This window comes from Endozoicomonas sp. PH6C, assembly GCF_059322965.1.
Genome location: NZ_CP185342.1, coordinates 6,868,675 through 6,883,072 on the forward strand (window position 1 = coordinate 6,868,675; position 14,398 = coordinate 6,883,072).

At 45.9% G+C, this 14,398-nt stretch carries 9 protein-coding genes; 3 read left to right on the forward strand and 6 right to left on the reverse strand.

Translation table 11 applies throughout. The features are described 5' to 3' along the window. Positions 1-77: 77 nt before the first annotated feature. From ACOMG9_RS24520 to ACOMG9_RS24545, 6 genes are all read right to left on the reverse strand, one after another. Positions 78-677, reverse strand: a complete 600-nt coding sequence (locus tag ACOMG9_RS24520) for a nucleotidyltransferase family protein (RefSeq protein ID WP_448215087.1) — start codon at positions 675-677, stop codon at positions 78-80. Then, positions 664-1,665 carry an XdhC family protein gene (locus tag ACOMG9_RS24525; RefSeq protein WP_448215086.1) on the reverse strand — a complete coding sequence of 334 codons (1,002 nt, stop codon included), beginning with the start codon at positions 1,663-1,665 and terminating at the stop codon, positions 664-666. Before ACOMG9_RS24525 ends, ACOMG9_RS24520 begins: the two co-directional genes overlap by 14 nt. A gap of 71 nt (positions 1,666-1,736) precedes the next feature. Continuing rightward, positions 1,737-3,998 carry a xanthine dehydrogenase family protein molybdopterin-binding subunit gene (locus ACOMG9_RS24530; RefSeq protein ID WP_448215085.1) on the reverse strand — a complete coding sequence of 754 codons (2,262 nt, stop codon included), beginning with the start codon at positions 3,996-3,998 and terminating at the stop codon, positions 1,737-1,739. Beyond that, positions 3,995-4,534 (reverse strand): (2Fe-2S)-binding protein, encoded by a 540-nt coding sequence (locus ACOMG9_RS24535; protein ID WP_448215084.1) that lies wholly within the window; start codon positions 4,532-4,534, stop codon positions 3,995-3,997. The genes ACOMG9_RS24530 and ACOMG9_RS24535 overlap by 4 nt, the downstream gene beginning before the upstream one ends. Before the next feature lie 350 nt (positions 4,535-4,884). Further along, positions 4,885-5,943, reverse strand: a complete 1,059-nt coding sequence (locus ACOMG9_RS24540) for an ABC transporter ATP-binding protein (protein ID WP_448215083.1) — start codon at positions 5,941-5,943, stop codon at positions 4,885-4,887. Beyond that, positions 5,940-7,658 carry an ABC transporter permease gene (locus ACOMG9_RS24545; protein ID WP_494529559.1) on the reverse strand — a complete coding sequence of 573 codons (1,719 nt, stop codon included), beginning with the start codon at positions 7,656-7,658 and terminating at the stop codon, positions 5,940-5,942. The genes ACOMG9_RS24540 and ACOMG9_RS24545 overlap by 4 nt, the downstream gene beginning before the upstream one ends. Positions 7,659-7,842: 184 nt before the next feature. On the opposite strand from ACOMG9_RS24545, the gene ACOMG9_RS24550 reads away from it, so the two are divergent. The 3 genes from ACOMG9_RS24550 (at position 7,843) to ACOMG9_RS24560 (ending at position 14,181) form a co-directional block, all read left to right on the forward strand. Further along, entirely contained in the window at positions 7,843-8,115 is a 273-nt protein-coding gene (locus ACOMG9_RS24550; RefSeq protein WP_448215081.1) for a type II toxin-antitoxin system Phd/YefM family antitoxin, read from the forward strand. Between the two features lie 412 nt (positions 8,116-8,527). Beyond that, entirely contained in the window at positions 8,528-11,044 is a 2,517-nt protein-coding gene (locus ACOMG9_RS24555) for an ATP-binding protein (protein ID WP_448215080.1), read from the forward strand. Positions 11,045-11,601: 557 nt separating this feature from the next. After that, on the forward strand, positions 11,602-14,181 hold the full coding sequence (locus ACOMG9_RS24560; protein WP_494529560.1) for an ATP-binding protein: 2,580 nt from the start codon (positions 11,602-11,604) through the stop codon (positions 14,179-14,181). The last annotated feature ends 217 nt before the right edge of the window (positions 14,182-14,398 follow it).

Here is a 14,398-nt window from a genome sequence, read left to right on the forward strand (position 1 = left end):
GCGTCAGTATGACGGATCTGAGTGGAGCCTGAAAGGCCCCTGTATGTGTTAAATCTCCCTAAGCTCATTTCAGGGCCTCAAGCATAATCAATATCCCTGATCACACCTTCGTCAGAAGTTTCCAGCAAAATCGGTTTGTGGATTTTGAGAATAGATTTAGCACCTTCATCACCACTGAGCAATGTTAAATCAGATTGCAGAAAAGCCGGAAATAAAACGGGATGAGCAGGGACGGGATCTGAATCTTCAGATTGATAGATTGGCCTGATGATTTTCTTGTACTCATTGTTTTTAAAGCTTTTTATGAGCTGCCTGTAGGTGTCAAATTCAATGTAAGGCATATCTCCCAGGCAGAGAAGGATGTTTTGATCTTCAGGAATATTGTTAATAGCTATAACAATGGATGAGCTCATACCTCTTTCAAAGTCAGGGTTTTCAGTGTAAGCAAGACCGTATTTGTCTAATGAATGTTTAAGAATGTCATCCTGAGGCCTGACGATCACTAAAACCTGATTAACATGGGGCTGGACATTCAACGCACTAAGAATGGCCATTGGGATGCCGTTAATCTCATGCATCATTTTATGGCCATTAAATCGCGAGCCTTTGCCTGCAGCTAAGATAACCGCTGTTATTTTCTCGCAAGGGTTGAATTTTTCGATGTTAGCTGATGTCACAGGCGGTCGTCTGACTTATTTGATCTTCTTTCTTTTCCAGCGCCTTACCAGGCTGTATGCCATTTTTAATGGCAGTGATTTCAGCAAGAATAGAAAGTGCAATTTCTGCGGGGGATTTACTACCGATATTTAATCCAACCGGGCCATGGAGCTGGTTAACCTCAGCATCACTGAAATCAAAGTGCTCCCTGAGTCGTCTGCGACGCTCCTGATTGTTGAGTCTTGAGCCAAGAGCACCAACATAGAATGCATCGCTTTTTAATGCCGTTAGTAAGGCCATGTCATCTACTTTCGGGTCGTGGGTTACTGCGACAATGGCAGTGCGGACATCGACATTTAAATCCTGAATGACATCATCGGGAAAGCCTTTTAATAACGGCAAGTCTTTTAAGGGCCAGTTGCTTCGGTAATCAGGTCTTGGATCGCTAACCAAAACTTCAAATCCAAGGCCTTGTGCAAATTCAGCCAGATATCGGCCGGTTTCACCGGCACCAATCACCATTAATCGCCAGGTTGGTCCAAAGACGTTTTGCCAGTGGGTTTGTGACAACTCTGGTTCCTGTTGCTTCCAGGGCGTATAAATGACTTGACCCGTTTCAAGGCTCACTTTTCTTAAGCAGGTTTTTCTCGCTTCAATGTGATCAACAAGCAATTTAACGTCTGCCATTTCATTGAGAGGCTCTGCCATGAGTTCCAGGGTCCCTCCGCAAGGTAATCCGAATCGGTGACGTTCTTCAGCAGTTTCTCCGTACATGATTTTTTGCACGAATCTGACAGGGTTTTGGGCTAGCTGTGCAATTAAATCTTCTTCAACACATCCGCCACTGACGCTTCCAAAAAAGCGACCAGAAGAACTTACCGCTAAAAGGGAACCTACCGGTCGGGGGGAGGTGCCCCAGGTTTTAGCGACACTGACCAGGGAGATTTCATCACCCTGTTCAAGACAAGATAAACAACCTTTCAGAACCTCTAATTGTGAACCTTGCATATTGAACCTTTGCTTATTCATTCCGGGCAGGATTCCGTCCCTCGTGATGTTGAGGGACCAAGCTCGACAAATTAACTGAGTTTAAGAGGCAAGCTTCTTAAACGATTACCTGTTGCTGCAAAGATGGCATTGCCTACAGCCGCTGCAATTGGCGGCAGGCCTGGTTCACCTACACCGCTTGGTGCTTCATCACTGTCAACGATGACCACATCAATTTCTGGTGATTCATGCATTCGCAGTATCGGGTAATCATGGAAGTTACTTTGAACCACTGCACCGTCTTTGAGTGTGATCTCTCCGTAAAGAGCAGCGGTTAAGCCAAATAAGATGCCACTTTCCATTTGTTGGATAACTATTTCGGGGTTAACCGCCAGACCGCAATCTACCACACAAGTCACTTTGTGAACTTTGATCTGGCCGTTGTTCACAGATACCTGTGCGATTTCTGTCACATATGACAGGAACGAAGTATGAGCTGCTACGCCATGATAATGACCTTCTGGTAAAGGTTTTCCCCAGCCCGCTTTGTCGGCAGCAATTTTTAGAGTGTTCGCCAATCGAGGATTATTTTTCAGGTGTTTAAGGCGATAGGCGACAGGATCCTGTTTTTGCAAAATGGCGATTTCATCCATCATGCTTTCTTTAAAGAAACCACTGAATGAGTGACCAACACTTCGCCAGAAACCTATGGGTAGTCCCGGATCAACCGTGACATGGTCAACGGATTTATGGTCGGCATCATAGTCTTCGAATAAGCCTTCTACTGAAGTAGGATCTACCGTCCAGCCATCAAACAGGCCATAACCGGCTTTACTGATCCAGTCGACCATACCGTCAGGCAGGAATGCTGGCATCATGGCATCGGCCAGTTCATCCATGGTATAAGGTATGACGTTTGCACCAGAGCGCTTAACGTTCCAGCTGTCAATATTACCGTCTTTATCTAAGCCAACTTGAAACTTAGCCAGAGTCGCAGGGCGATAATAGTCGTGTTTTGTATCATCTTCGCGACTCCAGATCAGTTGCACTGGCAGGCCTGATGCCTTGGCTATGGAAACGGCTTCGGCAACAAAGTCGCTTGATATACGACGTCCGAATCCTCCCCCGAGGAATGTACTATGAATCGTGACATCATCTTTTGCTACATCACCATAAAAAGCACCCAGTTTGGCGGCAATTCCGGGGTTTTGGCTTCCTGTCCAAATGTCTAATTTGTCACCCGTGAATTTCGCAGTGCAATTCATGGGTTCCATGGTGGCATGAGCCAGGAAAGGGGCCCAGTATTCTCCAGATACAACGGTGTCGGAAGTTTTTAAGGCATTGCGACCCTCTCCTTCTTCGTGTGCATTATCCGCTTCATCGCTATCCAAAGCTTCTTTAAAGAGTTGTTTACCGTTACCTGCTTCAGTGGCAGCGCTGGAAAAGTTTGAAAGGGTTTCAGGTAATTCCCACTGCACGTCTAACAGAGGTAAGGCCGCTTTTGCCTGATAGTAATGATCAGCAACCACTGCTACACCGTTGAAGATTCTGACAACAGCTTTTACGCCGGGCATGCTTTTCACTTTGCTGTCATCAAAGCTTTTCACAGTGCCACCAAATACCGGGCAACGCTTTAACACAGCCCGGTGCAGGCCCTCAAATTCTACATCCAAACCAAATTCCGCCAAGCCTGTGCTTTTTGCTACAGCATCAAGACGTTTTGAGTATTTACCAATATATTTGAAGTCTGCTCTTTTCTTGATGGGTGTTTCTTCAGGAAGGCTCAATTGAGAAGCCGCTTCGCTGAATGCACCGTAAGGTAGCTTTTTACCTTTGGCTACAATCATTCCATTATCAGTTTGAATTTGATCAACTGACAAATGAAGTACCTTTGCTGCAGCTTGTCGAATAACCATACGAACATTTGCCGCCATTTGGCGAAGCGGAATGAAATGAGTACGAATACTGTTGCTGCCACCTGTTAGTTGCAGCCCATATTCCGGGTTTGCATATTCTTCGCAGGCGCCAACCTGTTTAACCTTGATTTTATCTGGATGAACGTCGAGTTCTTCTGCCAGCACTGTGGTCAGGCCTGTGAATACGCCCTGTCCCATTTCCGAGCGGGGAAGATAAAAATAGATTTCATTATTGCCGGTAATTTGCAGCAAAGCATTGGGTTGCAGATCACCGTTCATAGTATTCGGGGATTTATTGCTGGCACAGGCAGCCAGGGGAATTCCAACGACCAGACCGCCACCAATAATGCCCAGTTTTTTAAGAAAGCTACGGCGGGAGCTGTTTTCTAATGTCTGATCGTTTGTCGTTAGCAATTTGTTTTGTTCAGTGACACTCATGATTGCACTTCCTGTGTTTCCAGTGAAGAAGTTGCCCTTGGATCAAACAGTTGCACGGCGTGCAAACGGCCTTTGCCATTTCTTAAATCTGCTGCTGCATTTTTGATGGCTTTTTTCACATTAGGATAAGTACCGCAGCGGCATAGGTTGCCGCTCATGGCGTTGTCGATGTCACTGTCACTGGGGTTTTTATTCTGGCTTAGTAATGCGGTAGCACTGATGATTTGCCCACTCTGACAATAGCCACATTGTGGAACACCGGCTTCTACCCAGGCGTTCTGTAAAGTGGACATCATTTCTGGATTACCAATGCCTTCAATGGTGGTTATATTTCTATTGGCCACGGCCTGAACGGGCATAATGCAGGTTCGGGAACTCACACCATCGATTAACATGCTGCAGGCACCACATAAGCCCATACCGCAACCGAATTTTGTACCTTTCATTTTTAAATGTTCGCGAACCACCCAAAGCAAGGGTGTATCGCCCGGTGCGTCTACATTGACTGTTTGTCCATTGAGTTTAAAGCTAATCACTTGTCCCACCCGGCTGTGCCAGTTTCTTATCTGGCTCATAAGTTTTGATAGACTTTGAGCCATTTATTATCTTTGTGGTTTACAGAAACCAATTTATATCCGTCGTTTATACTGCTTAAACAATTGTCTCGGCAGCCCGGCGAAAGTGGTATCAGTTGTGGGTCATTATACGGAACTCTACCCACAAACATAGTGGGAAATCTGGTCACATTTTCAAAGACGACAATGGCCTGACAGAGAGAGCGGGCATGAATGGTTCATAGAAGCAGTTCGGATCAGCCTGACAACCTGATTTTGTTTTCAGGATACTCAGGCTTGGCTGCAGCGGGTAAAACATAAACTCTGAAGCATCAGATTGAATCCCCTTTCTTATCAAACAGAAGCAGGTCGTGAGGTCTTACCGAAATATCCACAGGTGTGCTTTCCGGGAACGGGGTTGAGTTTTCCACAACCAGAACATTTTCTTTCAGCTTAACCTCGGTCCTTAATCGGGTTCCCATAAACTGCTGGCTTTTGATCTGGGCAGGATTCACCGGTTTTTCGCACCGACACCTTTCAATCGAAAACATTTGTGGGCGGATAAACAGCTCCGCAGTCTGACCGGGGTCTGCTGAAATATCAGTGGATGACTCAACGACACCGACTGGTGTTGAAACAGTACGACTGTTTATTACTTCACAGGGCAGGAGATTGCCAGACCCCATAAACTCTGCCACAAAACGAGATGCCGGGCGATTATAGACGTCGAAAGAGTGACCTCGTTGCAGAATATTGCCGTTGTGCATAATGGCAACGGAATCGGCAAAGGCAAAACCTTCATCACGATTATGGGTGACAAACAGTCCAGTGACTTTCTGTTGCTTGAGAATATCCCTGACCTCCCTCACCAGTTTCTGTCTTACCTGACTGTCAATATTGGAAAAAGGTTCATCCAGCAACAACAAGGAAGGGTTGTTAGCCAGGGCTCTGGCAATGGCAACACGTTGCTGCTGGCCGCCAGAAAGTTCATGTGGATAGCGCTTGTCCAGGCCAGAAAGGTTGACCAGCTCCAGCATGGCTTCCACACGCTTACGGGCATCTCTGCGGGAAAGGTTTTTCAAACCAAAAGCAATATTTTGAAACACGTTCAGATGAGGGAACAGAGCGTAGTCCTGAAAGATCATCCCCATTCCACGCTGTTCCGGGGGCAGTGTTCCATGGACTGAAGTGACGACCTGACCGTGCAGGGAAATGGTCCCTGAAAAAGGCTGAAGAAGACCTGAAATGGCTTTTAAAAGTGTGGTTTTACCGCAGCCGCTTCGACCCAGCAGGCAAACAATTTCTCCCTGTTCTACCTCAAGGCTCAGGTTAGAGAGTACTTCTGTCTGTTCATAACGGCAGCTCAGGCCAGCAATAGTCAGGGCGGTCATTTTTGTTCTGCCTCCAGCGAACGGTTCAGAAGTATCAGTGGTATCAGCCCGGCCAGTACCATTATCAATGCTGCCAGAGCAGCCTCTTCCAGTCTTTCATCGGAAACAAACTGGAAAACCCGGGTAGCCAGTGACTCAAAGCCAAAAGGTCTTAAAAGGAGAGTCGCCGGCAGCTCTTTCATGGATTCGATAAAAACCAGCAGAAATCCGGTCAACAAGCCTTTGCGAATCATGGGAATATGAACGCGTCTCACCATTTCTGAAGGCTTGCATCCCAGTGTTCGGCTGGCCATATCCAGAGACGGGGAAACTCTTCCCAGGCTGGATTCAACACTGCCAACGGCCACGGCAGAGAAACGAACGGTATAGGCGAAAACAAGCGCAAATATCGAGCCACTGAAAATAAGGCCAACGGGCGGTAACTCAAAGGCCATAATCAAATCATTCAAAACGTGGTCAGACAGGGTTAATGGGGTTAACACCGCAATCGCCAGAACATTTCCGGGAAAGGCATATCCGCTAGAAACCAACCGGGAAGGAATATTGGCAAAGCGACTGCCCTGAAGGCGCTGATACAGTCCCAGAAATAAGGCGACCAGTGTTGCAGATGTGGCTGCGGTTAATGAAACCTTCAAACTGTTGAGGCTGTAAGTCAGCCATTCCTGGTTCCAGGAATCACTGAAATATCGGAAAACGTAATCCAGCAAAATAGCAGCAGGCAGAAGGAAGCCCAATATGACCAGCATCCAGCACCAGAGCAGGGCCAGGACCTTTTTCCAACCCCTCAAAACGGAGGCTTTCCTGTGGTCCTGCCCGGTGCTTTTCTGGTACAGCTGTTGTCTCCTGCGACTGAAGCTTTCCAGTGAGATCAGCAGCATCACTGCAACCAGCATGATAGCTGAAAGTTTGGCAGCGGCATTCAAACTGCCATAACCCAGCCAGGTATCATAGACAGCTGTCGTGAGAGTCGGTACAGCAAAGTAATCAACCGTGGCAAAATCACCCAGTGTTTCGATACCCATGAGGGCAAGGCCGGTGACGATAGCCGGTCTGGCCATGGGGATTGAGACCCTCAGAAAACTGGAAACAGGAGAGCATCCGAGCAACCGGCTGGCAAGCATCTGACTCTGGGAATGTTCAAGAAATGCGGTTCTGGCCAGTAGATAAAGGTAAGGATAAAGCACTAGCGCCAGAATGATGACTGCGCCACCCAGACTGCGAATATCCGGGAAAAAATAATCCGCAGCACTCTGCCAACCCGTTAAATCCCTCAGCAGTCTTTGCACAGGGCCTGCGTATTCCAGCAGGTCTGTATAGATATAGGCGACCACGTAAGAGGGCATGGCCAGAGGCAGTACCAGAAGCCATTGCAGATAACGTTTACCGGGAATTTCACAGTTTGCCATGATCCAGGCTGCAGGAAGGGCAAGGATCAAACCCAGAATACCGACACCCAGGATCAACAGTACGGTGTTGAGGATATAAGTGCCCAGCACCGTATTTCGCAGATGAGCAAAAATCTCACCGCTAGGCGCCGAGGCTTCATAGACCAGAGCCAAAAACGGAGTAAAAAGCAGAAGAGCCAGCAACCAGCTGCCAGCTCTCCAGAAGATCGAAAGGCCTTGTCTTGAATATGACTTATCAATACCACGCTGCAAAGAGAGTGGTGATAAGTCATTTTCCTGTGTTTCTAAGGCGGTAAGCACCTGTTTCATGAAAGTCTGTTTAAATATCTGTCCGAGCTCTGCCAAGCGGTCAATTTTACAGAAAACGGAATGAATATCAGTAAAATTTGCATCTCTCTTTCAAACAGCAACGCAATTAGGCGTAGACTTGCCTTTTAAATGCCTGCTCTCAATTGTGTACGTTAATACCGCACACCAAAGGTAGAGGTAATTTATGAAAAGTGTCAGCGTTAATCAGTTCAGGGATAACCTGAAAAGTTTTGTAGAGAAGGTTGTGGGCAACAGCACTCAGCTTAAGGTCACTCGGCGCGGTGGAGAAGACTTTGTAGTGCTCAGTGCTGATGACTGGGAGCGGGAACAAGAGACCCTTTATGTGCTGCAGAATAGTAGCTTGATGCGGCAGATTGCAGACTCACAGAGTACACATAGCCAGGGTGAGGGCTATCAGCCAAGTGAGGAGGATATCAGTGAGATCATTGGTCTTTGAGGGTAATCCGTCATTCCCGGCTTCATTCTCGTCATTCCCGCGAAGGCGGGAATCCACACTGACTCTCCACCAGAACCATACTGCCCGGTGTCCCCCTGGCCTTGTCATCCCCGAGAAGGCAGAGATCCACCGTTGGCGATGGATTCCCGCCTTCGCTGCAGGTTCCTGTTTCACAGTTCGTTGCTCAGGGAACAAGCGGAGCCGCCCTGGCTTGGTTCTCGCATAAAAGTAGTGAACTAAATCATTTCCTTTCTGTCTAAATACTAGGGCGATAGTACAAGTTACGGATAATTTACCCCTTCTCTTGAGATTGCCTTTAGAACTGTCATGAAGCATTAAATTTGCAAGGCAAATGAGCTAACCACAAGGACGGTATTAACAACAGCTACAACTTAATAAAGGACGATTAATTATGGATAATGTAAAAACTTTTGCTACCGGCTACGGCTATAGCTATAGGGATCTGCCCGGTGTAATAGCTGCTGAAAATAGCTCCCCCACCTCAAGAGCTGTAAAGCCCTCGCCAGTAAAAAATGGTGGTGAGATGAGCGTCGCTGACCACCCCAAAGAAATGACGGATTCAAGCGGGCAGACGCAGAGCCTGATGAAAAGGAAAATTGAAAATTCTAAAACTGCTGCAGACGGTGCAGTCATATCTGCACCAGGCTCAGAACAAAATCGTCCCTGCTCTGATAACCCTGACTTCCGATCTGATGATAATATTGTGGCAAATCATTTAGCATCTTTACGTCCGATAACTCCCTCTTACGAACGCTTCCCGGTAGGTGACAGTAGTAAGCCCATGGATGAACAATTTGCCAATAAAACGATTCATTGGCTCCAGCAACTTAACACATCATACGAAGAGCGGAGCTCAGTCATGACAAGATTTCGTGAAATACCTAATACATTGGTCATAACTTACACCTATTCGAGCAGTGGTATACCCAGTGCAACCTTTACGTACGATTCTTCTCGTGTGCCAGAATTGCTGGAAGAAAGAAAACGTCTGGGTGTTTATTATGGTGAGGATTATAAGGCCTACGAACTTCCCGAGCTGTCAAAAGCCAGCGGCCTGGGATTGCTCTCACTACCAAAATATTTTGATCATACTTGCAGATCCAGCTTTGTAGCAAAGGATAACGGGCGTACACCCAGTGAGTGTCTGAATGCTTTTTTTCATGGTCCTACCATTGCAGACTGTGCGACAACTATTCTGGCCTGTCAGTATCGAGCCATTGAATCGATCATTGGCACCGACGAATTCAACCGAATCTTTGGTGCACCGGTCTCAAAGTTCAGAATTTCCCGCACGATTATGTCGCATACCAGCAAAAACTCTTCTAACCTCGCGAATATTGCTGAAAAATTAGAACCGATCGACTTCAGCAACCCTATCTATAATCTGTTTCACGATCTTAACCGCATTGACGAAACCAGCCCTGATTCAACTGTCAGGGAACTGTCAGAACTGGATATCAAAAAGGGTGATCTCATCTACATTCAGGGCGTAGCGATCTATACGGAGAAACATAAAAGCGGTACTGCTATAGGTTTTAATCTGATATGCACCGGGCAAAACAGCAGTGGACAGAATCTCTATCTGGGGTTTGGTCCGGATAAATTTGATGAACCGAAAACCTACGACCAAGTCAAAAAAATACTGATTGATGGTTACAACAAACCACAGAGTCCTGAAACAATCCATGCAATTAAAAGGGGGAAAACGCATTATGCAGATCTGAAAGACAGTATTCTGCCCTATGACTTCCCTATTGTTGGTATCACTCGTGGGCTTCGCTTCAGTAATGAGCGATGGGAAGATTTTTTGTCGCAGTGCGATCAAGTCTGGCATTGCCAACCACTGTTGCCTGTCACATCGACTATGGAACCAAAGCCGGTGCATCAGGTTTCACCGTTCACCACTGAAAATCTTGATTCTGATTTTGATCAATTCAAAGCCGACTCAATACAGCAGAAACTGATGAAAGGTACGGCCCTGAAGTTCGCACACACTGTGATAAATAATCAGTGTGAAGCCTCGCATAAAAAGCCCATGGGACTATTCCTGAGTGGATCAGCGGGTATAGGAAAAACACATCTATGTACAGCGGTTGCCAAAAAAGCAGCCGAATATGGTGTTGACACCCTTTATATAGACGATTTTGCAGCAGTTACTCTGTACGAGGACTTAGAGGGTAATGAAACGCTATGGGCTGAAAAGATCGACGAAAAGCTTGCCGGAAAGGAATTGGTGGTCATCGATGATGCCAACGGCATAATTAGCAAAAAACTTCTGGCAAAAACAATGAGACATGTGATGACTCATAACAAAGCCATCATGGTCAGTTCAAATGTTCATATTCCTGCCAAAGATGCAACCCCTGGCATTATTGATCCCTTAACCAGGAAAGCTCATAACTTTCTTTACCTGAGCGATTTGCAGGGAGACAGTCACCGTTCCCAATGGTGGCACAGCCCTGAAGTTCAGGCGGCTGATGCAATATCGCAACTGGGTCAGTATCAAGGCCCCAGGGCGGCAGCAGTCATCACTGAGAAAGCTATATCGATAGACGAAATGGCCAGAATACTCAGTATTCCGGCAGAACAGATCCGCCAGGTGGGTCCCCCTCTCTTGCCCGGACTCCCACAAAAAACAAGCCCTGATTACGATCTAAGCGATTTATCCAAAACACAGCATCAGGCTGTTTTTATGGAGTGTGATGCTGCTGGTGGCTTAATTGAAAATGAGCAGTTCATAAATATTGTTCAGAGAGTACACGATGAAGGCTTAAAGCTGGTGGTTAAAACTGAAGACCGCTCATTATTGTTAAAAAATGTACTGAATTATTTAGAGAAAGATTTCAGTATTCGAAAGTACAGGATCCGTATTGCTGACCGACTCAAGCATATGTTCCAGGACTTTTAGGAATCCGGACTCTAGCAGCCTGTCGGACTTAAGCGTCCGTAGCGAGGATTGCAAGAAATTGAGGATAAAAATCTCTGTTTCTGAGGAGAATAGCGAGCTATTTGACGAAGAAACAGAGATTTTTAGACCAATTTATTGCAACCGCAGTAGGACAGTCTTAAGTCCGACAGGCTGCTAGAGTTGACTCGGGGCTCGGCCCGCAGAATTGCTTTTAGATTGGAAGCTAAGACGCCGAGGCCTCGACCAAAGTCAGTCATTAGCAGATTAAGAAGCCAGGCAGATCGTCGGATTTGAACTCACACCATGAAACGACCAGTCAGCTTTAATTACACAATTTAGTATATTAGGGTTCAAATTCATTTGAGCCCCCTTTAGCAGTGAACTAAATCATTTCCTTTCTGTCTAAATAGATAGAGCGATAGTACAAGATTCGGATAATTTACCCCTTCTTTTTAGATTGCCTGAAGTACTGTCATAAAGAATTAAACTTGCCAGGCAAATGAGCTAACCACAAGGACGGTATTAACAGTAGATACAACTTAAAAGGACGATTAATTATGGATAGTGTAACTTTTACTTCTACCGGCGATCAGCCCGCTGTACCTTTCCAATTAGGAAAAACAGAAAATAGCCCCACTTCCACCTCAAGAAGTGTAAAGCCCTCGCCAGTAAAAAATGGTGGTGAGATGAGCGTCACTGACAACCCGAAAGAAAGGGTGGATTCAAGCGGGCAGACGCAGAGTCTGAGGAAAAGAATCATTGAAGAGTCTAAAACTGCCGCAAGCGGTACTGTTATATCTGCAAAACAATATCGTCCCTCCTCTAATGCCTCTGTCTCAAAAGCTGATGATGCTTTTATGGCAATTCATTTCAAATCTTTAGACGTGATAACTCCCTCTTACAAACCCTTCCCGGTAAGTCACAGTAATAAGCCCATGGATGAACAATTTGCCAATAAAACGATTCATTGGCTCCAGCAACTTAACACATCATACGAAGAGCGGAGCTCAGTCATGACAAGTTTTTATGATCCAGTTCCGCCAATGAACGCAGATTTTACCCAATTGAGCAATAACTTTGTCAGGACAAATTTTTATGATCGAGCTGCGTTTATGAGCACACTTTTTTCGAGCAATGGCCTTGTCAAGATAACCCACGTTGCTTCTCCTTCGCCAGAAGTGCAGGAAGCAAGAAAACGTCTGGGTGTTTTTTATGATGAGGATTATATGGACTATGAACTTCCCAGGCTGTCAAACGGTATTAACCTCGTACCGCACTCACTACCAGAATATTTTGATAGGAGTTATAGATCCAGTTTTGTAGCAAGGGATAACGGGCATACACCCAGTGAGTGTCTGAATGCTTTTTTTCATGGCCCCACTATTGCAGACTGTGCGACAACCATGCTGGCCTGCCAGTATCGAGCCATTGAATCCATCATTGGCACCGACGAATTCAACCGGATCTTTGGTGCACCGGTGGCAAAGTTCAGAATTTCCCGCACAATTATGTCGCACACCAGCAAAAACCCTTTTAACTTCACGAGTAGTGCCGGATATTTAAAACCGATCGATGTCAGCAACCCTATCTATGATCTGTTTGACAATCTTATGCACATTAACGAAACCGGCACTTATTCAGCTGACAGGGAACTGTTAGAACGGGATATCAAAAAGGGCGATCTGATCTACATTATGGGTGTTATAAGCTACTCGAAGAAACATAAAATCGGTAATGCTACAGGTTTTAATCTGGTATGCACCGGGCAAAACAGCAGCGGACAGAATCTCTATCTGGGGTTTGGTCCGAATGAATTTGTTGAACCGAAAACCTACGACCAAGTCAAAAAAATACTGATTGATGGTTACAATAAACAACAGGGTCCTGAAACAATCCGTGCAATCGAAAAGGGGGAAACGCAGTATGCCCAGCTGAAAGACCATACCGTGCCCCATGACTACCCTATTGCTGGTATCACTTGTGCGCTTCGCTTCAGTAATGAGCGATGGGAATATTTTTTGTCGCAGTGCGATCAAGTCTGGCATCGTCAACCACTGTCGTCTGTTACACCGACTATGGAATCAAAGCCGGTGCATCAGGCTTCATCGTTCACCATTGAAAATCTTGATGCTGATTTAGATCAATTCAAACCCGACTCAGAACAGCAGGAACGGATGAAAGATGCGGCCCGGAAGTTCGCACACGCTGTGATAAATAATCAGTGTGAAGCCTCGCATAAAAAGCCCATGGGACTTTTCCTGACCGGATCAGCGGGATTAGGAAAAACATATCTATGTGCAGCGGTTACCAAAAAAGCAGCCGAATATGGTGTCGACACCCTATATATAGACGAACTTACGGCAGCTAGTCTTTATAATGACTCAGAGGGTAATGAAGCGCTGTGGGCTGAAAAGATCGACGAAATGCTTGTCGGTAAGGATTTGGTGGTCATCGATGATGCCAGCGGCGGATATCTTAGTAAACAACTTCTGGCAAAAACAATGAAACATGTGATGACTCATAACAAAGCCATCATGGTCAGTTCAAATCCTCATATTCCTGTCAAAGATGCAACCCCTGACGTTATTGATCCCTTAACCAGCAAAGCCCATAATTTTCTTTATCTGAGCGATTTGCAAGGAGACAGTCGCCGTTCCCAATGGTGGCGCAGCCCAGAAGTTCAGGCTGCTGATGCAATATCGCAACTGGGTCAGTATCAAGGTTGCAAGGCGGCAGCAGTGATTACTGAGCGCGCGCTGTCAATAAACGAAATGGCCAAAATACTCAGTATTCCGGCAGAACAGATCCGCCAGGTGGACTCACCTCTTTTGCCCGGACTCCCACAAAAAATAAGCCACGATTTCTTTCTCAGCGATTTATCCAAAACACAGCATCAGGCTGTTTTTATGGAGTTTGATGTTGCTGGTGATACACCTGATATTGAGCAGCTCATAAATATTGTTCAGAGAGTACACGATGAAGGTTTAAAGCTGGTGGTTAAAACCGAAGACCGCTCATTATTGTTAAAAAATGTACTGAATTATTTAGAGGAAGACCCCTGTATTGAAAACAAAAGGCTCCGTATTGGTGACCGACTCAAGCATATGTTCCGGGACTTTTCGGAATCCGGACTCTAGAGTTGACTCGGGGCTCGGCCCACAGAATTGCTTTTAGATTGGAAGCTAAGGCGCCGAGGCCTCGACCAATCGGCTTCAAATACGAAATTTAGTAGATTAGGGTTCAAATTCCTGATTTGAGCCCCCCTTTAGCAATGAACTAAATCATTTCATTTCTGTCTAAATAAATAGAGCGATAGCACAAGATTCGGATAATTTAATCCTTCTTTTTAGATTG

Bases quoted from the DNA above. Each gene is read 5' to 3' on its own strand.
- ACOMG9_RS24530 (WP_448215085.1), bottom strand. From the start codon at position 3,998: ATGAGTGTCACTGAACAAAACAAATTGCTAACGACAAACGATCAGACA.
- ACOMG9_RS24545 (WP_494529559.1), bottom strand. From the start codon at position 7,658: ATGAAACAGGTGCTTACCGCCTTAGAAACACAGGAAAATGACTTATCA.
- ACOMG9_RS24560 (WP_494529560.1), top strand. From the start codon at position 11,602: ATGGATAGTGTAACTTTTACTTCTACCGGCGATCAGCCCGCTGTACCT.
- ACOMG9_RS24525 (WP_448215086.1), bottom strand. From the start codon at position 1,665: ATGCAAGGTTCACAATTAGAGGTTCTGAAAGGTTGTTTATCTTGTCTT.
- ACOMG9_RS24555 (WP_448215080.1), top strand. From the start codon at position 8,528: ATGGATAATGTAAAAACTTTTGCTACCGGCTACGGCTATAGCTATAGG.
- ACOMG9_RS24540 (WP_448215083.1), bottom strand. From the start codon at position 5,943: ATGACCGCCCTGACTATTGCTGGCCTGAGCTGCCGTTATGAACAGACA.
- ACOMG9_RS24550 (WP_448215081.1), top strand. From the start codon at position 7,843: ATGAAAAGTGTCAGCGTTAATCAGTTCAGGGATAACCTGAAAAGTTTT.